This is a genomic window from Conexibacter sp. S30A1 (genome assembly GCF_023330665.1).
GTDB lineage: Bacteria > Actinomycetota > Thermoleophilia > Solirubrobacterales > Solirubrobacteraceae > Palsa-465.
This window is the reverse complement of sequence record NZ_CP097127.1, coordinates 3,163,838-3,187,224: the sequence shown is the minus strand read 5'-3', so window position 1 is coordinate 3,187,224 and position 23,387 is coordinate 3,163,838. Positions and strand designations below refer to the sequence as shown.

15 protein-coding genes and 1 riboswitch are annotated in these 23,387 nt (G+C 66.9%); of the genes, 5 read left to right on the top strand and 10 right to left on the bottom strand.

The window, feature by feature from the left end; all coding sequences use genetic code 11:
• Positions 1 to 18: 18 nt before the first annotated feature.
• From M3M54_RS15220 to M3M54_RS15200, 5 genes are read right to left on the bottom strand one after another with little or no spacing between them, the layout of a single operon-like run.
• The gene (locus M3M54_RS15220) at positions 19 to 1,812 is read right to left on the bottom strand and encodes a VWA domain-containing protein (protein ID WP_249019870.1); all 1,794 of its coding nucleotides are present in this window, start codon (positions 1,810 to 1,812) and stop codon (positions 19 to 21) included.
• Positions 1,809 to 5,318, bottom strand: coding sequence for a cobaltochelatase subunit CobN (locus M3M54_RS15215; RefSeq protein WP_249019869.1), 3,510 nt, complete (start codon positions 5,316 to 5,318; stop codon positions 1,809 to 1,811). The genes M3M54_RS15220 and M3M54_RS15215 overlap by 4 nt, the downstream gene beginning before the upstream one ends.
• The gene (locus M3M54_RS15210; protein WP_249019868.1) at positions 5,293 to 6,849 is read right to left on the bottom strand and encodes a cobyric acid synthase; all 1,557 of its coding nucleotides are present in this window, start codon (positions 6,847 to 6,849) and stop codon (positions 5,293 to 5,295) included. Before M3M54_RS15210 ends, M3M54_RS15215 begins: the two co-directional genes overlap by 26 nt.
• Positions 6,846 to 7,754 (bottom strand): adenosylcobinamide-phosphate synthase CbiB, encoded by a 909-nt coding sequence (cbiB, locus tag M3M54_RS15205; protein ID WP_249019867.1) that lies wholly within the window; start codon positions 7,752 to 7,754, stop codon positions 6,846 to 6,848. The genes M3M54_RS15210 and cbiB overlap by 4 nt, the downstream gene beginning before the upstream one ends.
• Positions 7,751 to 8,317 (bottom strand): histidine phosphatase family protein, encoded by a 567-nt coding sequence (locus M3M54_RS15200; RefSeq protein ID WP_249019866.1) that lies wholly within the window; start codon positions 8,315 to 8,317, stop codon positions 7,751 to 7,753. The genes cbiB and M3M54_RS15200 overlap by 4 nt, the downstream gene beginning before the upstream one ends.
• Positions 8,318 to 8,378: 61 nt before the next feature.
• A riboswitch (cobalamin riboswitch) is annotated at positions 8,379 to 8,445 on the bottom strand.
• An 85-nt stretch (positions 8,446 to 8,530) separates the two neighbouring features.
• Here M3M54_RS15200 and cobT point away from each other — a divergent pair.
• From cobT to M3M54_RS15175, 5 genes are all read left to right on the top strand, one after another.
• Positions 8,531 to 10,288 carry a nicotinate-nucleotide--dimethylbenzimidazole phosphoribosyltransferase gene (gene cobT / locus M3M54_RS15195; RefSeq protein ID WP_249019865.1) on the top strand — a complete coding sequence of 586 codons (1,758 nt, stop codon included), beginning with the start codon at positions 8,531 to 8,533 and terminating at the stop codon, positions 10,286 to 10,288.
• Positions 10,272 to 11,066 carry an adenosylcobinamide-GDP ribazoletransferase gene (gene cobS / locus M3M54_RS15190; RefSeq protein WP_249019864.1) on the top strand — a complete coding sequence of 265 codons (795 nt, stop codon included), beginning with the start codon at positions 10,272 to 10,274 and terminating at the stop codon, positions 11,064 to 11,066. The genes cobT and cobS overlap by 17 nt, the downstream gene beginning before the upstream one ends.
• Positions 11,067 to 12,001: 935 nt before the next feature.
• Positions 12,002 to 13,402, top strand: a complete 1,401-nt coding sequence (locus M3M54_RS15185; RefSeq protein WP_249019863.1) for a site-specific integrase — start codon at positions 12,002 to 12,004, stop codon at positions 13,400 to 13,402.
• A 403-nt stretch (positions 13,403 to 13,805) separates the two neighbouring features.
• A complete protein-coding gene (locus tag M3M54_RS15180; protein ID WP_249019734.1) occupies positions 13,806 to 14,183 on the top strand; it encodes a transposase in 378 nt (125 codons plus the stop codon).
• A complete protein-coding gene (locus M3M54_RS15175; RefSeq protein WP_249019733.1) occupies positions 14,180 to 15,190 on the top strand; it encodes an integrase core domain-containing protein in 1,011 nt (336 codons plus the stop codon). Before M3M54_RS15180 ends, M3M54_RS15175 begins: the two co-directional genes overlap by 4 nt.
• Before the next feature lie 136 nt (positions 15,191 to 15,326).
• On the opposite strand, the gene aceA is transcribed toward M3M54_RS15175, so the two are convergent.
• From aceA to M3M54_RS15150, 5 genes are all read right to left on the bottom strand, one after another.
• The gene (gene aceA / locus M3M54_RS15170; RefSeq protein WP_305883088.1) at positions 15,327 to 17,603 is read right to left on the bottom strand and encodes an isocitrate lyase ICL2; all 2,277 of its coding nucleotides are present in this window, start codon (positions 17,601 to 17,603) and stop codon (positions 15,327 to 15,329) included.
• Between the two features lie 24 nt (positions 17,604 to 17,627).
• Positions 17,628 to 19,550 carry a hypothetical protein gene (locus M3M54_RS15165; RefSeq protein ID WP_249019862.1) on the bottom strand — a complete coding sequence of 641 codons (1,923 nt, stop codon included), beginning with the start codon at positions 19,548 to 19,550 and terminating at the stop codon, positions 17,628 to 17,630.
• 93 nt (positions 19,551 to 19,643) lie between these two features.
• Entirely contained in the window at positions 19,644 to 20,822 is a 1,179-nt protein-coding gene (gene bktB / locus M3M54_RS15160) for a beta-ketothiolase BktB (RefSeq protein WP_249019861.1), read from the bottom strand.
• Between the two features lie 31 nt (positions 20,823 to 20,853).
• Positions 20,854 to 22,014 carry an acyl-CoA dehydrogenase family protein gene (locus tag M3M54_RS15155; protein ID WP_256465791.1) on the bottom strand — a complete coding sequence of 387 codons (1,161 nt, stop codon included), beginning with the start codon at positions 22,012 to 22,014 and terminating at the stop codon, positions 20,854 to 20,856.
• Positions 22,011 to 22,925 (bottom strand): 3-hydroxybutyryl-CoA dehydrogenase, encoded by a 915-nt coding sequence (locus M3M54_RS15150; protein WP_249019859.1) that lies wholly within the window; start codon positions 22,923 to 22,925, stop codon positions 22,011 to 22,013. The genes M3M54_RS15155 and M3M54_RS15150 overlap by 4 nt, the downstream gene beginning before the upstream one ends.
• Between the last annotated feature and the right edge of the window lie 462 nt (positions 22,926 to 23,387).

The window sequence follows — 23,387 nt, the reverse complement described above, 5'->3', positions numbered from 1 at the left end:
GTTCGCCTGATCGATCGCTCATGCGGCTCTCCATCGGTTCGGTGTCGTTTCGGTAAGGCGGTGGACGCCCCCACCGGCGGCCAGCGCGATCCGTGCGGCCAACCCGAGCCGCACGCTCCCTTCCTCGGTGTCGACCACCGACACCCGGTCAGCGGCCTTGCCAAGCGCCTTCGCGGCTCGGGCGATGGCACCGTGTGGATCTGCGGCGCGTCCGTCGGTCAGCAGCACCGCCACGACGCGCCGGTCCGGCTCGCGCATGCGCTCTCCTCGGATCAGCGCCACAGCCGTGGACAGCCCCTCCGCGAGCGGCGTACGACCACCGGTCGGCATGGCTCGGATCGCGGCCGCAGCTCGTTCGAGCGGCGCACCCGCGGGCAGCACCACCTCGGCTGCGGCGTCCCGAAACGCAACGATCGCAACGCGATCCCGTCGCGCGTAGGCATCACGCAGAAGCTCAAGCATCGCGCCCTTCACGCGTGCGACCCGTCTGCGTGCTCCCATCGAGCCGCTGATGTCAACGATCAGGCAGAGCGTGGTGGACTCGCGACCGGCACGGACGTGCTCGCGCAGCGAGCCTTCGGGAGCTCCCAGCAGACGCGCACGCAGACTCGCGACCACCGCCAGATCCTCTGAGTCCGGGGGCGCTTCGCGACTGTCGATCGCCCCGCTCTGTGGACCCGCGCTCAGTGCTGTGCGACCGAGTGGTCCGCGGCCGCGGCTGTCAAGCGTGATCGCCTGGCGCGGCATCCGCGAGGGCAGCGGCGCCGAGACCCGCTCGGACGCCATCCCACCGCCCGAGGGTCCGTTGTGCGCCTGCGCCGGACCACCGTCCGGCGGGCCGCCGTCGGGGCCAGATGGTTGTGACCCGCCGCCGTCGGGCGGCCCATCGTCATCAGGCTGATCCCCGTGCTCGCGCAGCGCGCGCTCGAGCTCTCCGGGATCCGGGGCGTGACTCTCGAGCGGGTCCCGGCGGCGGCGATGCGTGAGCGCCAGAGCCGCTGCGCGCAGAACGTGATCCTCGTTGACCTCATCGAGACCCTCGAGCGCGGCCAGTGCTCGCGCGGCGCTGGCGGTGACGATGTCGCCACGAATGCCATCGACACCGAGCTGGGCGCAGGCACCGGTGATCCGCATCAGCTCGCGCTCCGGCAGCACCACCCGCGCGACCCGCATGCGTGCCTCTTCGATGCGGGCCGAGAGTGCAAGCTCATCCTCGGCGTAGCGCTCCACAAACCTCTCGGGATCCCGCTCAAAGGCAAGCCGACGCCGGACGATCTCCGCCCTCACCGCGGGGTCGGTCGGCGTCACGACCTCGACGCCCAGCCCGAAGCGGTCAAGCAGCTGCGGCCGCAGCTCGCCCTCCTCGGGGTTCATCGTTCCAACGAGCAGAAACCGAGCCGAGCTCACCTGTGAGATCGCCTCGCGCTCGACGCGGACCACACCGGTCGCCGCAGCGTCAAGCAGCGCGTCGACCAGGTGGTCAGCGAGCAGGTTGACCTCGTCTACGTAGAGGATCCCGCCGTCGGCCTTGGCGAGCAGGCCCGTCTCGGCGACCTGTTCTCCAGCCAGGGCTCTCCCAAGGTCCAGTGAGCCGACGAGCCTGTCGAGGGTGGCGCCGAGCGGCAGCTCCACCAGTGGTGCGGGGGCAAGCAGCGAAGCCAGTCCGCGCACTGCTGTTGTCTTGGCGGTGCCGCGATCACCTCGAACCAGGACGCCTCCCGCCTCGGGAGACACAGTGTTAATCAGCAGCGCCTCTAGCAGCTGCTCCTGGCCGACGATCGCCGAGAGCGGGAACGGCGGTGTCGTGCTCACGCGCCAGCCTCCTCGAGCTCGCCTTCGAGCGCCAGGAAGCGGTCGCGGATCGCGCCGAGGGTGGTTTCGCTCGGTTCCGACCAGAGGCCACGGTCCGCCGCCTCCAGCAAGCGCTCGGCGATCGACCGGGCAGCCCACGGGTTTGACCGTGACATGAACTCAGCCACGGAACCGTCGAGCAGGTAGCGCTCCGCCACCTGCTCATACATCCAGTCGTCCGCGACCCCGGCCATGGCGTCGTAGCCAAACAGGTAGTCGACGGTGGCGGCGAGCTCGCTGGCGCCCTTGTAGCCGTGCCGGATCATCGACGCGATCCAACGTGGATTGGCGACACGTGCCCTAAACACGCGACGCGTCTCCTCGCTCAGCGTGCGTGTGCGAACACGCTCGGGGTCGGAGCTGTCACCCAGATAGGCGGCCGGTTCCTGTCCGGTCAGCGCGCGCACCGTGGCGACCATGCCGCCGTGGTACTGGTAGTAGTCATCTGAATCCAGGATGTCGTGCTCACGGCTGTCGACGTTCTTGACCGCAAGCTCGATGCGCGCGTAGGCATCCCGCATCGCGTCACCGGCTGGCGCGCCTTGCAGGCCGCGGCCATAGGCGTAGCCGCCCCACGCCTCGTACACGGCGGCGAGGTCCTGGTCATCACGCCAGTCGCGCGTATCGAGCAGCTGAAGCAGCCCGGCTCCGTAGGTGCCGGGCTTTGAGCCAAAGACCCTCGTGCTCGCGCGCCGCTGCGCCGCGTCGAGGCCGAGCGATTGCACCAGTTGCCGAGCGTCGGCACGGACGTGCGCGGCCACATAGTTCTGCTCGTCGCTCTCATCCAGCCCGGCGACCGTGACAACCGCGTCGTCGATCAGGTTGACGAGCTGCGGGAAGGCGTCGCGGAAAAAGCCGCTGATGCGCACGGTCACGTCGATCCTCGGACGTCCAAGCTCTTCCAGTGAAATCACCTCAATGCCGGTCACCCGCTTTGACTGCCGGTTCCAGACGGGGCGCACCCCCAGAAGCGCGAGAATCTCGGCTATGTCGTCACCGCCCGTTCGCATCGCAGCGGTTCCCCAGGCCACCAGTCCGACCATCCTCGGCAGCTCGCCGGTCTCCTTCATGTGGCGCTCGAGGAGCGCGTCCGCGAGCCTTAGCCCAACCTCCCAGGAGAGCTCAGAGGGCAGCGCGCGAGGATCGACGGAGTAGAAGTTGCGGCCGGTTGGCAACACGTCGTGACGTCCACGGGTCGGCGCTCCCGACGGGCCGGCGAGGACGTACCGCCCGTTCAGCGCAGCCACGATCGCACTCAGCTCATTCGGAGTGCTACGGATGTTGGGCACCAGCTCGTTGGCGGCCAAGTGCAGCTTGGCCGCCAGCTTGGGATCCGCGCTCGTGGCGTGGGCCGGGTCCCAGTCATGGGCTGCCAGTTGGGCCAACGCCGCGTCCTCGTCTCGCTCGAGCCCGAGGATGGCGCCGACCAGCCCGGTGAGTTGCTCGCCAGCGGGCGAGCAACCAAGGATGTGCAGTCCGTCCTTGATCTGGATGTCCTTGACCTCACACAGGTAGCCGTCGATGTGCTCGACCAGCTTGCCGAGATCCTCGGGCCGCTCGTGCACGTCGAGGTCGGCCTGGAGGTTGGCGGCCTCGATCGCGGACCAGATGCGCGCCGCCAGCGCCGGCAGCTTGCTGGGGTCGAGGACTTCGAGGCGGGCGTACTCGTCGAGCAGTGACTCGAGCTCGGCCAGCTCGTCGTAGCTCTCGGCGCGCATCATCGGTGGCACGAGATGATCGACGATCAGCGCGTGAGCGCGGCGTTTGGCCTGCACTCCCTCCCCGGGGTCATTGACCACGAACGGGTAGATCAGCGGGATGTCGCCGAGTGCGGCGTCCGGAGCACAGGCGGGCGAAAGGGCGAGCATCTTGCCTGGCAGCCACTCCAGCGTGCCGTGCTTGCCGAGGTGAACGATCGCGTCGGCGCCCCACGCCTGGTCGATGAAGCGGTAGCAGGCCAGGTAATGGTGAGTCGGCGGGAGTTCGGGGTCGTGGTAGATCGCGACCGGGTCCGCACCGTAGCCGCGCGGTGGCTGAATCGCGACGAGCACGTTGCCAAGCTCCAGTCCGGCGATCACGAAGTCCTCACCGTCTACATACTGGTCCCCAGGCGGCGGTCCCCACCTGCGCTCGATCGATTCACGCAGCTGCTCGGGGAGCTCTGCATACCAGCGCAAGTAGTCGGCAACCGGCAAACGCAGCGGCGCGGCGGCGAGCTGGGCGTCCGTGAGAAATTCGGGGTCGTGACCACCGGCGGCGATCAGGGCGTGCATCAGCTGATCCCCGTGCGTGAAACCGTGATCTACAAGCATGCCGTCGGTGCGGAGCGCGTCGAACAGCTTCAGCGCGCTGGCGGGTGTGTCGAGCCCGACGGCCATCCCGATCCGCGCGTGCTTGGTCGGGAATGCGGTCAGCAGCACGGCGACCCTTCGTTGGGCTGCCGGGATGTGCCGGAGTCTGGCGTGTCGCACCGCCAGGTTCGCCACCCGGGCGCAGCGCTCGCGGTCGGCGACATAGCGAGGCACCGGGACCCCTACGGGCGAGTCGTGCGCGTCGCGTTCCTTGAAGGAGATCAAGCCCGCCAGCAAGCGCCCGTCGAACTCTGGGATCGCGACCTGGGTGGCGGCGTCGAGCGGCTGCAACCCGGAGTGTGATTCGAGCCAGGCCGACCGGGGCTGGGTGGAGGTGACAGCCTGAAGAACTGGTACGTCCAGCGCCGCGAGCGCGGACGCGTCCCATTGCTCCGCCTCAGCCGCGCCCGAGCCGCCGGTGGCGAGCATCGAGACGACCAGCGCGTCGACTTCGCCGGCGAGCAGATCGAGGACCGCGACACGGCCCTCCGGGTCGGCGCGCAGCGAGTAGCTCCAGACGGCGAAGACGCCTGCTCCGGCATCGTTGACGGCGTCACAGAAGGCGTCGACGAACTGCGTGTTGCCGGTCAGGAAGTGCGACCGGTAGAAGCAGAAGCCAACGGTGGGCCGACCCGGGACTTTTGCATCGCGGCGGTAAACGCCCAGGTCGTCCACCTCTGCTGGCGGCTCGAAGCCATAGCCCTCGAGCAGGAACGTGTCGGCCATAAAGCGCAGCAGTTGCTCGATGTTGTCGACGTCACCGTGGCGCAGGTATTCGCCCGCCTGCGCCACCGCGCCCGCTGGCGCGGTGGCGAGCGCGGTCATCTCCGCGTCGGGCTCGGCTTCTCCGCCCAGGGCCAGCAGCGTGATGTTGCGTTCGCGGCAGCGCTCGACGAGCAGGTCGATACCGTCCTGCCAGCCTCTGCGGCCGCCGAGAACTCTGCAGAGGACGACGCGAGCGCCGTCCAGCAGGTCGTCGATGAGCTCGGCGCTGCGTTCGGCGCCGAGGCCCGACGGGTTCGCGCAGCGGACCTCCGGAAACCCGTCTGGCAGGCGGCGCACCGCTGCGGCGGTGGCCAGGATCTCTGTGTCAGCCGTGGTCAGGAAGCGCAGCAAGTTGCCTCTTCTCGGTGGTGATGGTCGGGAGTTGTGTGCCGAGGCCCTGGTCGATCAGCCTGCTGAGAGCAGCGGTGTCCAGGTGCTGCTCGATCAGCTCGCCGAGGACATCCAGGCGCTTGGCGCGCACGTCGGCGAATGGTTGGGTCCCGGGGATGAAGCGCCGCCCGCTGCGCGCAGCGACCCAAGCCAGAAGTGCGCGACGGAAAGCGTCGTGCTCCAGCACGCCGTGCCATGAGGTGCCGAGCACGGCATCGCTGACGGCACCATCTGGTTCGCCGTCGTCGGCGATCAGCAGAGCCGGCAGGTTGGTGCCGCCGTTGAGCCGTGGTTGGCCGTGGCGGATCTCATAGCCACCCGCTGTGCAGTTCAGCCAGGGTGAGCTGCCGGAACGCAGGCGACGCAGCTTCTGCGCCGCGAAGTTGGTGGTAACGGGCAGCAGCCCGAGTCCAGGTACGCTGCCGCGGCGGGATTCGACCTCGTCGTGGATGTGCTCGCCGAGGATCTGGTAGCCGCCGCAGATCCCGAGGATTGGCTTGCCGAGCGCGGCCCTGGCGACCAGGGCCGTGTCCAGCCCGGCGTTGCGCAGCAGCTCCAGATCCTCAACGGTTGCCTTGGTACCAGGGAGAATGACAAGGTCGGCGCGTTCGATGTCGGCCGCCGATCTGGTAAAGCGGACGCGTACACCGGGCTCGCCGCGCAGGGCGTCGGCGTCGGTGAAGTTCGAGATGTGCCGTAGGCGCACGACGGCGACATCAAGGGTGTCGCCGCCAGGCTGCGGCGCGGACTCGGGTGCGGCGCCGCCCGCATCCAGTGCGAGTGAGTCCTCGACGTCGAGCCAGAGGTCCTGGACAAACGGGAGCACACCTAGCGTTGGGCGGCCACTCAGCTGCTGCAGCTGGTCGAGACCCGGAGCGAGGATCCTCTGGTCGCCCCTAAATTTGTTGATCACAAATCCGGCGACGTGGGCCTGGTCGTCGGGTTCTAGCAGCGCGAGCGTGCCGAACAGCGATGCGAAGACACCGCCGCGATCGATGTCGGCGACGATCAGCGTCGGCAGCTGGGCCTCGCGCGCGAGCCACATGTTGGTGAGGTCGCTCGCGCGCAGGTTGATCTCGGCGGGGCTGCCGGCACCCTCGCAGACGACGACGTCGTAGCGCGATCTGAGGTCTGCGAGTGCGCTAGCGACGATCGGCCGCAGCTCATCCTTGAGCGTCCTGTAGCTTCGGGCGTCCGCGTCGGTGTAAGGCTCGCCCATCACGATCACCTGGCTGTGACGCTCGCCGGAGGGCTTGATCAGTATCGGGTTCATCGCCGCCTCAAGCTCGGCTCCGGCGGCGGCGGCCTGCATCGCCTGTGCGCGTCCCACCTCCGCACCGCCCGCTGTCACAACCGAATTGAGCGCCATGTTCTGTGCCTTAAACGGAGCGACTCGCACTCCCTGGCGGTGCAGCCAGCGGCAGATGCCCGCGGTCACGACCGACTTGCCGGCATCCGAGTGCGTCCCTGCGACAAGTAGCGCGCCCTTCATGTGCGCGCCTGTGCAAGCGCCGCGCTGAGCAGCGCGGCGAGCGTGGCGACGGCGAACGAGAGCCGTGCCGCGCGCTCGATGTCCTGGGGCGTTGCCGGTTGGCCGCAGCCAAGGACCGGTCGCGCATCGGCTTCACCGCCATAGGCCAGCGGCCCGCCCAACTGGACATGGAGCGCACCAGCGAACGCCGACTCGGCGACGCCGGCGTTCGGGCTCGGGTGGGCCCGACCGTCGCGCAGGACGGTCCGCAGCGTCGCGTTGGGGGAACCGTCTACGAGCGGCGCGGCCAGGCACGTGAGCAGCGCGGAGGTCCGTGCAACGGGCCAGTTCATGAGGTCATCGAGCCGCGCGGCGGCCCAGCCGAACTGGCGGTAGCGGTCGTTCCTGTGTCCGAACATCGCGTCCAGCGTGTTGGCTGCCCGGTACGCGGCCACTCCAGCCGGACCGCCAGCGGCCGCCCAGAGCAGCGCGCCGACAACCGCATCGCTCGTGTTCTCCGCCAGCGACTCGACGACCGCGCGTGCGAGCCCCTGGGTATCGAGTTCGGCGGCGTCACGACCACAGAGGGACCGCAGGCGCTCGCGGGCGCCGGTCAGGTCCTCCCGCGCGATGTACGCATCAACGGCTCGCGCTTCAGCACGGAGCGAGCGCCCGCCGATAGATGCCCAGCCGACTAACGCCAGCGCGACACCGCGCGAGGTGCCACGCGCCAGCAACTGCGCCGCTCCGGCGGCACCGAGCACCAGCACCCCGGTGACGAGGGCACCGCGCAGGCGGCTGGGGGCGTAAGCCACGCGCTCGAGCTGGCCCGCCACCGATCCAAACCCGGCAACCGGATGCAGGCGTCGTGGATCTCCGAAGATCAGATCACCTCCGTAGGCACCGAGGAGCGCCAGGCCGCTCATCGTGCGCCCCGGTTCAGCGCCACCAGCTCCCAGTCGCCGTGGGTTGCCTGAAGCTCGGTGACGCCCAGCGGTTCAACCCTGATGCGCCACACAGCGGCGGCGTCGGCGCGCAGCGCGTGCGCGACCGCCGCCCTGATTACGCCGCCATGTGTGAACGCGATGACGCTGCGGTCAAGTGTGAGCTCCTCGTCAAGCCAGGCACCGACCCTGGCCATGAAGCTCCGCAGACTCTCGCCGCCGTGCGGTGAGCAGCCCGGGTCGGTCATCCACTGCTCGGTTGCCTGCGGTGACTCGCGATGGAGGTCTTCCAGCCGGCGGCCTGTCCAAGTACCGAAGTCGCACTCGGCAAGCCGTGGGTCGGTTGTTGCCTCGCGTCCGGCCGCGAGCGCGGTCTGGACTGCACGTCGCGCCGGACTGCTCAGCGTCAGGCAGTCGCGTGGAAGCTGGGTGGTCAGCTCGGCAGCCTGTGCGCGGGCCTCGTCGTCCAATGGCTCGTCCGCCGGGAACTCAGCGTCACGCGTGGCGCCGGTCGGTGCGTGCCTGACGAGCAACAACCGCTTCATACTGGCGCTGAACCTCCTGGGGATCGTGCGTCCCGTGGTCGGAAGGGGCGTGGCGGCGGAAGTTCTGGCTCCCGGAGCTGTCGCCCCGGTCACAGTGGCGCGACCGTCCCGGACTCGCACCGGGTTCCTCGCGCCGCCACGTAGGATGGAGCGGATCCTACAGCAGCTTTCCTGCGGAAGCGAACTGGGGCGACGTGGCACAGTGTTGTGTCCATGACTGGATTCGTTCGTCCCAGCACTCCGACTGGTTTTGATTCGTCGCGCGCGGCCGAGCGTGCCGCCGATCCGCAGGGATGGCGCTACGACCAGGAGCGGCTTCATGCGGTCTACGACGTGATCGCCGAGCGTCGGGACGTGCGGCGCTTCCGACCCGACCCGCTCGATGATGAACTGCTGCGCCGGATCCTGTCGGCAGCCCACCAGGCGCCGTCGGTCGGGTTGATGCAGCCGTGGCGCTTCATCGTCGTGCGCTCGGCGGATACACGGGTCGCGATCCGCGGCCTGGCACAGCGCGAGCGGCTGCGCCAGGCCGACCGCTTCGATGGGCGTGCGAGCCACTTCCTGGACCAGAAGCTCGAGGGCGTCGTCGAAGCGCCGGTCGGGGTGTGCGTCTGTTGCGACCATGGCGACCCCGAGGCTGAGATCCTTGGACGCGGAACGATTCCGGAGACCGACATCTACAGCACGGCGTGTGCAATCCAGAATCTCTGGCTCGCCGCGCGCGCCGAAGGCGTCGGGGTCGGTTGGGTCAGCTTCTATAAGCCCGCAGAACTCGCAGAGCTACTTGGGCTTCCCGATCGGGTCGAACCGGTGGCCTACCTGTGCCTCGGCTGGCCTGACGAGCGCCCCGTGCGACCGACACTCGAGACCGTCGGGTGGTCCAAACGGCTGCCGCTCGAAACCGTGGTGATGCAGGAGCGCTGGGACGCGCACCTGAATCCGAACCACAGCGACAGCGCCGGGGTTGATCGAGCCGCAGCGACCGCCGCACGGGACCGGCTCGACCAGTTGGTCAAGCCCGCGGGTAGCCTTGGGACGCTCGAGCTGCTGATCGAGCGTTGGGCTCAAATCACGGGCGCCGCCCCGCCGGAAGCCATCAGAGCCGGAGTCCTGATCTGCGCGGCCGACCACGGCCACGTCAATCACAACACGAGCCTGTTTGACAGTGCAGTCTCCAGCCAGGTCGCCGCCGCTGCCGCTCGCCGAGAAACGGCCGTCGGCGTGCTTTCCAGCCGCGGGGAGCACCAACTCGTGGTTGTCGACGTCGGCCTGGCCGGCCCCACACCAGCAGGAGTCCGCGACATGAAGGTCGCCAGCGGCTCCGCTGACATGACCCGCGGGCGCGCGCTCACCGATGCGCAAATCGATTCTGCGCTCGCCACTGGAGCCCGTCTGGCCAACGAGCTGGCGGACGCCCGCATCGACTGTCTCGTGCTGGGTGAAATCGGAATCGGGAACACAACCACAGCGGCGGCACTCGCGTGCACCATGCTCGGCGCCTCACCAGAGACGACGGTCGGTCGCGGAACCGGACTGGATGCGGCAGGCCTTGAACGCAAGCGCTCCGTCATCGCTGCGGCGCTGGAGCTCCACGGCAGTCGCTTGCACGCGCATGAGGCGCTGGCAGCCGTCGGCGGTCTCGAGTTCGCCGCCCTGGCAGGCGCGATCTGCGCGGCACGCCGACGCCGGCTGCCGGTCATCCTCGACGGTTACGCGGTCGGCGTGGCCGCTGTGCTGGCAAAACACCTTGATGCCCTGTCGGCGGAGGTGCTGATCGCCAGCCACCGCTCGGTCGAGCCGGGACACCACCTGGTGCTTCAGGAACTCGGGCTGGAACCGTTGTTGGATCTCCGGCTCCGGCTGGGAGAGGCGTCGGGAGCGATGCTCGTCCTTCCCCTGATCGAGGCGGCCGGGGCCCTGTACGCGCACATGGGCACCTTTGAGGAGGCCGGAGTTGGCCGCCCACACTGAGACGGCCTCTCGCAGGGACCGTCCCTGGCGGTCAGTCGCCGGTGGGTTCATTGACGCCTTCAGCTTTCTCACCATCTTGCCGCTGCCGCACGGTGCCGCGCAGCGCGATGACTTCAACCTGCGCGCTGCGGTGCCGTGGTTCCCGGTTGTGGGAGCACTGATCGGCGGTCTGGCCGGCGGTCTTCGCGTCGCGTTCGATCCCTTGGTTGGTCGTGGCCCGAGCACGGCAATCGCCATCCTGGGTCTCGTCGCTGTCACAGGCGGGCTGCACCAGGATGCTCTCGCCGATCTGGCCGACGGCCTCGGCGTCCGTGGCGACGCCGAACGCCGGTTGGAGGCGATACGCGATCCACGTATTGGCGCCTTCGGCGCGCTGGCGCTGATCCTCTGGGCGCTGCTGCTGTACACCTCGCTCGACCAACTCGACGCGGGGCGCGCACTCCTGACCTTGGTCGCCGCCGCAACAGCCGGGCGGGTAGCTGCACCACTTCAACGTTTGGTGGCGCCATCCAGCGGTAGCGGGGGCCTCGGCAGCAAGCTGAGTGCCAACGGGAGCACGACAGGCGCGGCGCTGCTTCTAGCGGCAGTGATCGCGCTCGCAACGCTCGGGCCTGCCCGCGGCGCAGTCAGCCTCGCCGCCTGCGTGACGATCGCGCTGTTGATGGGGCTCTTGGCACGTCGAGCGCTCGATGGCTCGACCGGCGACACGTTGGGAGCCGCCATCGCTGTCACAGAGGTGGGTGGTTGTCTGCTCATGGGAGGCATGTGGCGTCTTTAGACACCGCAGCCAAAACTTGCGCCCGGTGCTCAGGCCAGCCGAGGCCAGTGGGCGGTGGCGCGCGGTGCGCACACGTCACGCCTCCCGCGACGGGGGAGGCGCTGCTACACGCCGCATGAGCAGCAGTAAACAGCGCGACGGGTAGCTGAGCGGCTGGCGGAAGGAGAAGGGGCTGCCCGTGGATCCTCGACGATGCGCGAGCACTTGCGCAAGGGCCAGCGTGAGCTCGGATTGGCGACCGTGATGGATGAGGACCATGAGCGCTTGGCTCAGGCAATTCGCTTGCACGCGTCGCGCTCAATGCCAGCGGCGAGCCCGGGCGTTGCCGATCGGGCCATCGCGGACGGGGACCGTGTCCGCCCCGCAGCTAAGCCCGAAGTTCACCGCGGCACTCCGATCGGTAGCAATCTCGTTTCTCGCGCACTCCGCCGTTCATGTTCCTGGGCACCCGTCACATGCAGCCACTCAACGACTCCGGCCACGACTCCACCGTCGCCGACTCCATTGCCGCAGCCCAGTTGGCCCGTGCCCGCCATAACAGGCTCGCGACCGGGCTCCACTACACCGCAAGTGAGACCGGCGGTCCGAGTTGGCCCCACCGTCCGTCCGATGAGACAGGCCGGGCTGCGTTTGGTACCCACAGCTGGTACCCACGCCCTCAAGTGACCCTACGGAACGTCCAAGTACAACAAAAAGAACCGCCTGTGCAGGCGGTTCTTGAACGGGAGCGACGGGACTCGAACCCGCGACCTCCGGCGTGACAGTTAGGAAGCCAGTTTCTAACCTCAGCAAATGAGTTGCACCTGCATCCGATGAGCGCTGCTCATAGTGGCTTTATGCGGTAGCTTGGTTGCCTGTGGTGGCTGCCCGTAGTCGTAGTTGCCCGGGTTTCCTGGTTGCCCGCTCGACCGGTCCGTGCGGTAGTCTATGCCCCCATGCGAGAGACCATCGACGACCATAAAGTGCGATCTACGGCAAGACCGTTTGTGCGTCAGCGCGCCACCGGACTTTTCTGGTATGGCAAGTGGTATCGGTCAGGCAAGCCGGTGATCCGCGCGCTCGGGCGCGCCTGGGTTACTCTCGACGGGCACGGCAGCTTCAAGCCACGGCGCGGGCGACCAGTCGACGGTGCGCTGAGCGAAGCTCAGGCAGGCGAGAGGATGCTCGCCCTGATGCGCCAGCATGACGCGCAACAAACACGCCTTGAGCTGGATGCCGACACCCGCCGGCGAGAAGGGATCACTTTTCGGGAACTGGCCGCGGAATACCTGGCGTGGTTGGCGGAAGTCAAGGACGCGAAACCCTCCACGCTCGCGGGGCATCGCTACCTGCTCGCCGAGCCGGGGACACCTCATCGCCGCGGCGGCGGCAAAGCGGAGGGAGCGATCATGGCCGCGCTCGGCGACATGCCGGTACGAACGATCAGCACACGTGACATCGAAAGCCTGCTGCGCACGGTCGCCGGACCACGCAAGCGCTTGGTCACCGACGAGACTGGCAGGAAAGTTGCGGTCACTGTGCAGGTCGCGCCGCGGACCGTGAACGTGCATCGCCAGCTGATCTGCGCGATCTTCAACTATGGCATGCGACCAAGCACATACGGTCTGTCCTCCAATCCGGCAAGGTTTGCCGACCGCCGCCGCGAACCCGAGTACGGGCCGGTCGCCTTCTACAGCCCTGAACAGGTCGAGGCGCTCGCGCGGGCACTGGCCGCCGGCGCGCACCGCGACCCAAACTCGCCCAAGGTCGACGAGCCCGAGCGCACCGCCCGAGCGCGCGATGACGCCCGCGACGCGGAGCTGATCCGTGTGGCCGCCTACACCGGCCTGCGCCGCGGTGAACTGATCGCGCTGCGCTGGCGCGATGTCGACTTCAGCGCCCACAAGCTGACTGTCAGACGCACACTCTCCGGTGCCGTTGAGTCAAGCTCAACGAAGAGCCGCCGCGTGCGCGAAGTACCGCTTCCAGACCAGGCGGCGGCCGCGCTGGAGCGACTCCGCCAACGCCCCGAGTTCACCGCCCCGGACCAGTACGTGTTCCCCAACCGACTCGGCCGTCGCCTGGACCCAACCGCGCTTCGGCGGCGATACGAACGCGCCCGCGACGCAGCCGGCCTCCAACCACTGCGTTTCCACGACCTACGCCACACCTACGGATCACTGCTAGTCGCTGGCGGCATCGACCTGCAGAGCGTCAAAGCCGCGATGGGCCACTCACGAATTACCACCACCGAACGCTACCTACACGCACGGCCAGCGACCGAACAGGCCGCACGCTTTACCGTCGCCCTCGCACAACAACTACCCGCTGGCGGGGAACACGAGCAGGCCTCCTGAGCGTTCCGCCAACTGTCGCTCACGGCATCCGACTCGCCAGGATCCGCGGTGCGGCTCGCCCGCAACAGCCCACAGGGCATCCGCGCAGGCCAGTCGAAACCGATCCAACGAGTCTTGCCGCGCTTCCCCGTGTTCTAGCACAACCCGCGGAACACAGCCGCGGGAAACCTAAAGCGAACGTTCTTCGCGTGCCCGCTGATGAGCCAACTTGCCACTTGCCGCCTTTGGTGCAAGGCACCGCGCAACGTTGAAGCCCGGCCAGAGCCACACGGACGTGGGGCTTATGGCTATCATGGTGTGCCGTTCTCCTTACGGATAAGTCTAGTGGCCGCGCCGCCGTCTTGTTTTGCGTCTGACTTCGTGATAGAGGTCGGGTCGTTTTTCAACCTTAAGCTGGGTAGCTTTGGGGGCCTTGATCCAGGAGGTCCAGATGATGGAGAACGGCAAGCGCAAAGCTCGCCGGCAACTGTCGCCGGAGGAGAAGTGGGAGATCTTTTTGGAGGTCACCTCCCAGGAGATCTCGCAGGCGGACGCGGCCCGGAAGTATGGGGTGGATGTGTCGGTGATCATCCGGTTGCGAGCGCTTGCGAAGGATGCGGCGTTGGCGGCGTTTGCGTCGGCGAAGCCGGGTCGGGCAGCTTCACCGGAGCAGGTGGAGGTGGAGTTGTTGCGGGCGGAGAACGATCGTCTCTCGGAGGCGTTGAAAGAGTTGGCGGTGGAGCTCACACTCCACCGGGGAAGGCAGCGCTCGAGCTTTTCGGCCCGGTCCCCGCGCGGGTGAGCGCGGGGGTCAAGCTCGAGCTTCTGGGCCTGATCGATGATGCTGTCGGGCAGGGGTGGTCGCACGCCCGGGCGTGCCGGGTGCTGGATCTCGCCGATGTCAGGGCGCATCGCTGGCGTCAGCGACTCAGGGCGACCGGGAGCCTTGAGGATGGTGATCCGGGTGGTGGCGCGGTCCACAGCATCCTTGAGTGGGAGGAGCAGGCGATCCTTGATCTGATCGAGACCTGGGGGCCGGTTGACCGCTCGCACCGCAAGATCGCACACCGTGGCAGCTATACCGGGACGGTGTTCGTGAGCCCGTCCACGGTGTTGCGTGTGGCGCTCAAACACCAGGTCAGGTTGCCGGGTGAGCCGTTCCGGCCGAGGCCCGTTGCGATGCCGTTTCCCCAGATTCCATGGGAGAAAAACCGGATTTGGATCTGGGACGCGACCCACTTCACGCGTGCCAAGCGGGTTGCTTACGCGATCGTTGATGTCGTGACCCGCTACTGGATCGGCTACCTCTTGACCAGTGAGCAGACCTCAACCCAGGCGCAGTTGCTGTTCGCCCAGGCGCTCGAGGATCAGGACCTGTTGGACGCCGACGGGCTTGCCCCCAGCGTCGAGGATGGCGGGCTGCCGATCCTGATCGCTTGGTCAGATAACGGGACCGAGATGACCGCGATCGACACCCGCCAGTTCATGGCGATCATGGCAATCACCCAGCATCACGGCCGGCCCGGCACACCCACAGACCAGGCGCACATCGAGAGCTTCTTCAGCCACCTCAAGGGCGAACGGCCGCTGCTTGAAGCGATCAGCGACCCCGCTGTGCTTGACAGCGAGCTTGCCCGAGCCCGTGAGGAGTACAACAAGATCAGGTTGCACGCCTCGATCGGGTATGTCACCCCCGATGACGAGCACTCAGGCCGCGGGCCCGGCATCCGCCGCGCCCGCGCCGCAGGCCTCAGACGTGCACGTGAAGAACGGATCAAGCAGAATCGCAAGAACAGGCCACAGCGATGAGCGAGCACACCTCCAAAGCCAGCCCGGACGTACACAGGCCCGTGGGCACCAGCCAGCTCAACCACGCCCGCCAACGCCACGCCAACAGCCCCGGCACACACCCTCTTCCCAGCAAAAACCGGTCCCGCATTTCCACTCAGCGTTGGGTTGAAAAACGCGGCCGCTCTATCACAAAGTCAGATACACCGCAGTCTGACGCCGCGAGTAGGCCGACTGTGTCACGGTTGACCTGGGCGACGATGATCGCCCCGACCTCGTGGGAGACGGTCGTGTAGATGCCGAGCGCCTTCATCCGTTCGCACTGGGCGGCGTTGTCGTCGGTGGGTGCGACGTAGTGCACCGAGCCGGCGTTGTAGCGGCGCAGCAGGTAGAGGTGGGTGAGGGTCTGCAGGCGCTTGCGGCGCAGCGTCTGGTCGAATGTGTTCTGGTCCCGGACCGAGAGGATGGTCTCGCCTCTGCGGTCGCGGATCGGGGCGAAGACCACGTTTGCGAGCTTGATGTGCTCGCCGTCGAGCACCTCGAGCTCGAGCACGTCGGTCCCTTCGCGGCTGGGACGCAGGCGCACCTGCGGCGCCGTGCCAAGGTCGTTGGCCTGCGCCCAGGCCGCGAGCCAGTCCTCGAGCACCTTCTTCGGCAGCTCGGTGGCCTTGAGGTGCTGCACCTGGGTTGAGCCCTTGCCCATCGCCTTGGTGGTCGCCGTGCGCGCCGTGCAGGCTGCCAGCGCGGCGTCAAGCCGTGGCCCGCCGACATGGGTTTGCGGGGTGCGGTACGGGGATTCCAACAGACGCAGGCGTCGCTGCACCTGGGCGAGCGCGAGCATGCCGTCGTGCTGCAGCGCGGTTGCGAACTCCTCCGCGGCGACACCGTCGATCTGGTGCCCGCCGTAGGTGATGAAGTTGAACACGAACCCGGACTCGCCAAGCAGCCTCGGGAACTCGCGCATCTCCTCCTCCGACATGCCGGTCGAGTCCCAGTTGAACGACGGTGAGAGGTTGTAGGCGAGCATCTGCTGCGGAAACTGCGCGTGGATCGCCTGCGCGAACTCGCGCGCCTCGCCGATGTCGGCGCTGGCGGTCTCCATCCAGACCAGATCGGCGTAGGGTGCCACCGCCAGCGACCGCCTGATCGCAAGCTCGAGCCCGCCACGGACCTGGTAGAAGCCCTCCGGGGTGCGCGCCAGCTCCGCGTCCCAGTAGAAGCCGATGCCGAGCTCACGGGCCTTCTGACGCACGGCCCAGAACGATGCGGACTTTGCAAAAGTTCGCCAGTTTCCAGGGCTGATTGGCAGATCGGCGCCGTCCTCCTCCAGCATCTGCAGAGTCGCCAGCGCAGCCTCACCGATCGTCATCAGGCCCGCGTCCGCCTCCCAGCGCTCGACCATCGCCCCGAGGATGCGGTCGTAAGCCTCTTCCACACGCGGCTCCGGCTCACCGCTGACGGCGGCCGCGGCCTCCTCGGCGGCGCGGCGCAGGCCGGTGGAGCGCAGCCACGCCTGCGCCGCGGCGTACTCCTGCTCGCTGATCGCATAGAGCCTGAAGCCGTCAAAGGTCTCGTGTCCGGAGTCGTAGAAGACACGCATCAGCGCGAGCGTCGCGAGCTTGTAGGAGGGCACCCCGCGGGCGGTGGCGCCGAGGATGAACGGGTGGTCGCGCTCGTCGGCGCTTGAGTCCAGCAGGTTTGCGGCCTCCGCATCGGTGCGCGCGACGATGATCCCGGGCACACCCATGACGTCGAGCTGGAAGCGGGCGGCGCTCAGGCGCTTGATCTGCTCGTCGACACCAACCAGCACCTTGCCGCCCTGGTGGCCGCACTTCTTGGTTCCGGGACGCTGATCCTCAATGTGATAGCCGGTCACGCCGGCCTCCGCAAAGCGCCTGATCAGGTTGCGCACATGCGCGTCGCCGCCGTGACCGGTGTCGGCGTCGGCGATGATGAACGGCCGGTAGTCGATCGGCGCGGGCGCTGCCGCGAGCTGGGCGGCGGTCATGCGCGAGCGCATGTAGGTCTGGTTGCGGTCGGCGGTGAGCAGCGCACGCACGATCGCCGCCGCCTCCTCTGGCACCTGCGAGAGCGGGTAGCTTGCAAGGTCCGCGCCCGGATCCTCGCTGGTTGAGCCCTTGGCTGATGTCGCCCAGCCACCGAGGTAGATCCCCTCGATCCCCATCCGCTTGATCGTCACCGCCTGGCTCGGCGAGTAAGGGCCGAAGGTGGTGATCGCCAGACGCTGGGCAAAGAGCTCGCGCAGACGCTCATAGAAGGCTTGCGCGTTCTCGCGCGCAACCGTGTGGTCTGAGGCGATCGTGCCGCGCTGCTCGGCCACCTGCCGTGGCGAGTAAAGCCGGGTGGTGGCGGTGAAACGCTCGGAGTCCATGAACTGCTTGGCTGCGGCGAGGTTCTGGTCAAAGGTGGTCATCTGTGTGCCTATCTCGCGGTTCTCTCAAAGGTTGGTGTCAAGGTCGGGGTTATGGGTGATGCGCGTGCCATCACGCGCGAAGCTGTCGAGGTAGTCACGGATCCGCGTCTGGGCGGTCGCGAGGTCCGGTACGTCCAGGGTGAGGTTGAGCAGGTCGATGTACCAGGGCGCCTTGACCGGCTCGAGCACGTAGGCAGCGACGATTGCACGGGCGATCGGCAGCGTCGTCTGCTTTGAGTCCTCGTGCACATCCTGGCCACTGGCCAAAAGCAGCTTCTGGTACTCCTCCTCAAGCAGCGCCACAAACAGCTCACGCGTGAACACCTCGCCGGCGCGCACACCGCTTGACGGGTCATCGGCGCTCATCGCAGCCGACTTGTGCAGCCACTCCCACAGCACCGACAGGCGGATCTCGCCGGTCGCGGCGTCCTCCATCAGATAAAGCACGTCATCGTCACCGAAGAAGTCGGCGGGCTTGAGCGCCGCCGCCTGATAGCCGCGACCAAACGCGTTGCCGTACTGCAGACCGACGCTGATCAGGTCCCTCGCGCCACGCACCGTGCGCGGCCCATCCTCCAAAAGCCTGAGCGCCTGCGCATCCTCAGCGCTGTAGGTGAGCGGCACAAACTCGCGCCCCAACTGGTTATCGCGCCCCGCCTGCTCCCACACCGGCCGCACGATGTGAACCATCTTCCAGTGCGCAACCCACTTGCCTGAGGCGCCCTCACGCTCCTCGCGCCTGGCACCCTCAAGCGCCTTCTCCATCGCCGCCTTCACACCGGCCGCGCTGCCGACCGGGATGTTCGGCTCCATACCACCCTGCCACAGCGCAAAGTTGCCGTTGCGGTCGGGCGTGTTCACCGCCCGGCGCACCCGGTCCTCGTAGGCGCGCATGTAGCCGTAGGTCATGGTGACCTGGTCGATGTTCGGGTTCACAAACCCCTCATCCCACGCGTAGGCGTCAGAGAGCGAGTTGATGTAGTCCCAGCGCCCGGTGTTGAAGCCGACGAAGTGACGCCCCAGCGCGGCGCGGATCTCCATCAGCTGAAAGCACGCCTCGACCTGCTCGACAAGCACATAACACAGGATCGAGCCGGCCGCCAAACCCAGATGCTCCTCGAGTGAGTCCAGCAAAAGCCCCCAGTAGGCGGCCTCCGCGGCGGTCTGGATCTTCGGCAGATACAACACCAGCGAACGCCCCTGCGCGCGCAGCGCCGCCTGGTTGCCGACCACATACAAAACCAGGTCGGCGAGCGACGCTGAGAACCCACGCCCGTCCGCGTGCGCGAGGTGACGGTCATCCAGATGCAGCCCACGCACCCGGAAGATCCGGGTGGTGAACGACAGCTGCTTTTGCCAATCGTCGATGATCTCCCGGCCCAGAAAGCCCTTCGCCCAGGCGTTCATCTCCCCTGCGACCTGCTCGGCCACCGACAGAAACAGTCGATCGCCGCCGGTCATCAGCTTCAGGTTGCGCTGCGCGTCAAGCGCCATCGTCTGCACCTGGCCAAGCGCGTCCTCGCCATCGAACATCCAGCCATCAGCACCCGACAAAAGCGCGTAGGCCACGTTGCGCAAACCCTGCGCGGTCTGCGCCCGTGGCCTGGTCGCAGGACCCGTGCCCTGGATCCACTGCCGGCGCAGATCATCCGGGATCCGCGCGCCCACAAAATCCCCGGCCCGTGCCTGCGCCACCGTGATCCCGGTCCCCTCGATCACCCCGTCCTCAGGCAGAAACCCGATCGCCCGCCGCTCACGCGCACGCCCGGCCCGACGCGCCATCCGCGCGGCCATCAACTCGCCACGACGCGCGTCAAGACCGCTCAACGCCTCAAGCGCCTCCAGCACCTCGGGCGTGTAGAGGTCCGGGTAACGCTCACGCGCCTGCCGCGAAACCGCGATCGCCCGGCCCTTGACCGTAGCCCCTCGCGCGCACAGGTCAGCCACGGCCACGCACTCCCGCCCGGTCGAGCGTGACTACCGACACTTTGCCCTCGTCGCGGATATCGATGCTCCCGCAGCACATGCCGTTCGCTGGCCTCAGTCTCGTTCCAGGAGCATGGCGATTCCCTGCCCACCACCGATGCAAAGGGTGACCAACCCGAGCGAGAGATCGCGGTCTTCCATGTCGTAGAGGATCTTGGTTGTGATCGCTGCTCCGGTCGCTGCGATTGGATGACCGAGCGCGATCGCACCGCCGTTAGGATTGACCTTCGCAGGATCCAGCCCTAGGTCATCGATCACGGCAAGCGCCTGGGCCGCGAATGCTTCGTTCAGCTCGACCACGTCTACCTCATCCAGCGACCGTCCGGCGCGCTCGAGCACGCGTCGCACGGCCGGTACCGGGCCAATACCCATGATCGCCGGGTCAACACCGCAGGACGCGTAGCCGAGAATCCGCGCCCGCGGCTTCACGCCGAGTTCGCGCGCGCGCTCTTCGCTCATCAGCAGGACCGCGGCTCCGGCGTCATTCATGCCTGAGGCGTTTCCCGCGGTCACGGTACCGGCTTCCTTGAACACGGGCTTGAGCCGTGCCAGCGACTCGATCGACGCATCTTCACGAATGTGCTCGTCACGTGAGAACTCTGTGACACCGCGCTTCGCCAGAATGCGAACCGGCACGATTTGGCGATCAAAGCGGCCTTCGGCTCTGGCAATCGTCGCTCGGCGATGTGACTCGACCGCAAACTCATCCTGGCGCTCGCGCGAGATCGCTCCACGCTCCGCCAGGTTCTCGGCGGTGACGCCCATCAGCACGGCGCTGAATGGATCGGTCAGCGCACCGATCACGGGATCGACCATGTTGACCTCCCCCATACGAGCGCCCCATCGTGCTGAGGGCATCCAGTAGGGGCCACGGCTCATCGACTCGGCACCACCGGCGAGCACGACTGTCGCTTCACCCGTCTGGATGGCTTGGGCACCCGAAACGATTGCTTGGACGCCGGTCCCGCACAGCCGGTTGACCGTGTACGCGGGCGTCTCCTTCGGCACTCCAGCCTTCATCCCGACGACGCGCGCCATGTACACGTCGCCTGGCTCAGTGGCGATTACGTTGCCGAACACAACGTGATCAACGTCTCCAGGGCTCACGCCGGCACGTTCGATCGCCGCGCCCGAAGCCACCGCGCCGAGGTCTGAGGGCGGTACGCCGACCAACGCCTTGCCGTATGACCCAATAGCTGTACGAGCTGCAGAGGCAACGACTACGTTGGTCATCTGGGTCCCTTGGTTGGTCGGTGCGGGAGTGTCATCGGGCCAAGTGCTTCGCGATCACCACGCGCTGGATCTCGTTCGTACCCTCATAAATCTGCGTGATCTTTGCGTCACGCATCATCCGCTCGACCGGGTAGTCACGGACGTAGCCGTAACCGCCAAGCACCTGTACAGCTTGAATCGTTACCCTCATGGCGTTGTCCGAAGCAAAGACCTTGGCCATCGATGTCCACATGCCTAGGTCTTTCGGTGCTGGGTCTTGGTCAGCGAGGGTGCAGGCGCGATAAAGCAGCTCTCTGGCCGCCGCGGTCCCGGTCTGCATATCGGCCAGCTTGAACTGGATTCCCTGCATTTCGATGATCGGCCTCCCGAATGCGATGCGCTCCTGCGCGTATGCCACGGCGAAGTCGGTCGCACCCTGAGCGATGCCGACGGCCTGCGCGGCAGCACCGAGTCGTGTTCGCTCAAGCGTGCCGAGCGCTACCCGCATTCCGTGTCCGACGTCCCCGACGACATTCTCGGCGGGCACACGTACGTTGTCCAAGACTGGTGAACCTGTCGGTGAGCCCTTGATACCAAGCTTGTGCTCGTAGCCACCGATTGAGAACCCCGGACGATCAGCTTCAACCACGAACGCGGTCACTCGACCGGCGTCCCGGTCGGTGACGGCGAACACGATGTAGAAGTCGGCGACGCCGGCATTGCTGATCCACGTCTTCTCACCGTTGATCACCCACTCGTCACCGTCCTGAACTGCGCTGGTTCGCATCGCCGCGACATTTGAGCCTGCCTCGGCCTCCGACAGGGCGAACGCGGCGGTCCACTCACCCGTCGCGCACCTGGGCAGGAACCGCGCCTTGAGCTCATCCGAGCCAAATCGTGCGATCGGTAGTGTCCCTAGCTCCTGCAGCATGAGGATCAGTGCACAGGAGGCGTCCGCCTTCGCTATCTCCTCGACCGCGATCTGCAGCATGAGCGTGCCCGTACCGGTGCCGCCGTACTCCGCGGCAAATGGCAGCCCGAGAATGTCGCTATGGGCCAGCAGTTCCCTGATGTCCCGTGGATATTCGGCCTTCTCATCGATCTCGCGGGCACGCGGCGCGATCCTCTCCTGAGCGATCTGACGCACCATCGCGCGAAGGTCCTCGAACTCCTGGGGGATGTGGTAGCCCTGCGCAGGCGGCCGAGCACTCATAGCGAAGCCCCGACCGCCGCTAGCTCTTGGGCGTACTCATAAAAGCCACCGCCGCTCTTGCGGCCAAGGCGACCGGACGCCACCATGCGCTTCAGCAGCGGCGGCGCGGCGTACTCAGGAGAGTTGAACTCCCCTACGAGTGACTCGCAGACGGCCTGCAGGACGTCCAGGCCGATGAAGTCACAGAGTGTGAGCGGTCCCATCGGATGCCCGCAACCGAGCTGCATGCCCACATCGATGTCCTCGCGCGACGCGAAGCCCTGCTCATACATGCGCACCGCGGCCATCAAATACGGGACCAAGAGCATGTTTACGACGAAGCCGGCCCGGTCCTTCGTGCGGATGGCCGTTTTCCCGAGCGCATGGGCGAAGGCCTCCGCAGCTGAGACCGCGTCGCGGCTCGTGTCCAAGCCAACAACGACTTCTACCAACCGCATCACAGGTACGGGAGAGAAGAAGTGCAGTCCAAGCACTCGGTCGGGGCGCTTGGTATGGGCGGCTAGCTCCGCGATTGGCACAGAAGACGTATTTGAGGCGATGACAGCTGCGTGAGGCAGCAACTCATCCAACTCGCGGAAAATACCTTGCTTGATTCGTAGGTCCTCCGGCGCTGCTTCGATTGCGATCTCGACGTCGTGCAGATCCTCGACGTTGCTCGTGTACCGAACCGCTCCGAGCAAAGCATCGATGTCATCAGCGTTTGCCCGGCCGCGTCTAACCGCCTGTTCGCCAGACTCCTCGAGCCGCCGGCGCGATCGCTCGAGGGCTCTGCCATCCGGCTCGTACACGCGCACTGACAACCCAGCGGCAGCAGCAGCCTGTGCGATGCCGGACCCCATGAACCCAGCTCCCACGATGCCCACGGTCGATAAGGCAGCCGAGACGGCTTGAGAGGCATTGTCTTCACCCATGCTTGTCAGAGCTCCTGAGTAAGTGTCCCGTCGTGGCTAGTCGCATATCCGAACATGATTTCGTAATCGCGATCGAGCATACCACGTGCGAGCCTTACGTGCACGCTGCCGTTAGCGGCCGCCAGGCCGGTAACGGCAGTCTGGATGCGCCGGATGAAACCAAGATTCTCTGGGACAGCGAGCGTGCAGGCAGCAGCACACGGCCAAGCGCACGCCCCCGCGTCAGACGGTTCGCGCAAGCTCCAGGTGGCAACGCGACGGCGCGACCGTCACTCGCTGGTGCCAGCCGTCGAGCACAAATGCAAGCGCGTTAGAAAAGACGCCGCCCGGGTTGGAGAGTCGGAAGGCCTCCGCGCGTCAGCGTGCCCACAAACCATCAGCTAGCCGGAAGTTTTCGTAGGTTCTGAGCCGGATCGCCTGTTGTTGCGGGGCGATCCGGTTTCTTTGATCTGGTTGATGTAG

Bases quoted from the DNA above. Each gene is read 5' to 3' on its own strand.
- M3M54_RS15210 (WP_249019868.1), bottom strand. From the start codon at position 6,849: ATGAAGGGCGCGCTACTTGTCGCAGGGACGCACTCGGATGCCGGCAAG.
- cbiB (WP_249019867.1), bottom strand. From the start codon at position 7,754: ATGAGCGGCCTGGCGCTCCTCGGTGCCTACGGAGGTGATCTGATCTTC.
- M3M54_RS15200 (WP_249019866.1), bottom strand. From the start codon at position 8,317: ATGAAGCGGTTGTTGCTCGTCAGGCACGCACCGACCGGCGCCACGCGT.
- cobT (WP_249019865.1), top strand. From the start codon at position 8,531: ATGACTGGATTCGTTCGTCCCAGCACTCCGACTGGTTTTGATTCGTCG.
- M3M54_RS15185 (WP_249019863.1), top strand. From the start codon at position 12,002: ATGCGAGAGACCATCGACGACCATAAAGTGCGATCTACGGCAAGACCG.
- aceA (WP_305883088.1), bottom strand. From the start codon at position 17,603: ATGACCACCTTTGACCAGAACCTCGCCGCAGCCAAGCAGTTCATGGAC.
- bktB (WP_249019861.1), bottom strand. From the start codon at position 20,822: ATGACCAACGTAGTCGTTGCCTCTGCAGCTCGTACAGCTATTGGGTCA.
- M3M54_RS15155 (WP_256465791.1), bottom strand. From the start codon at position 22,014: ATGAGTGCTCGGCCGCCTGCGCAGGGCTACCACATCCCCCAGGAGTTC.
- M3M54_RS15150 (WP_249019859.1), bottom strand. From the start codon at position 22,925: ATGGGTGAAGACAATGCCTCTCAAGCCGTCTCGGCTGCCTTATCGACC.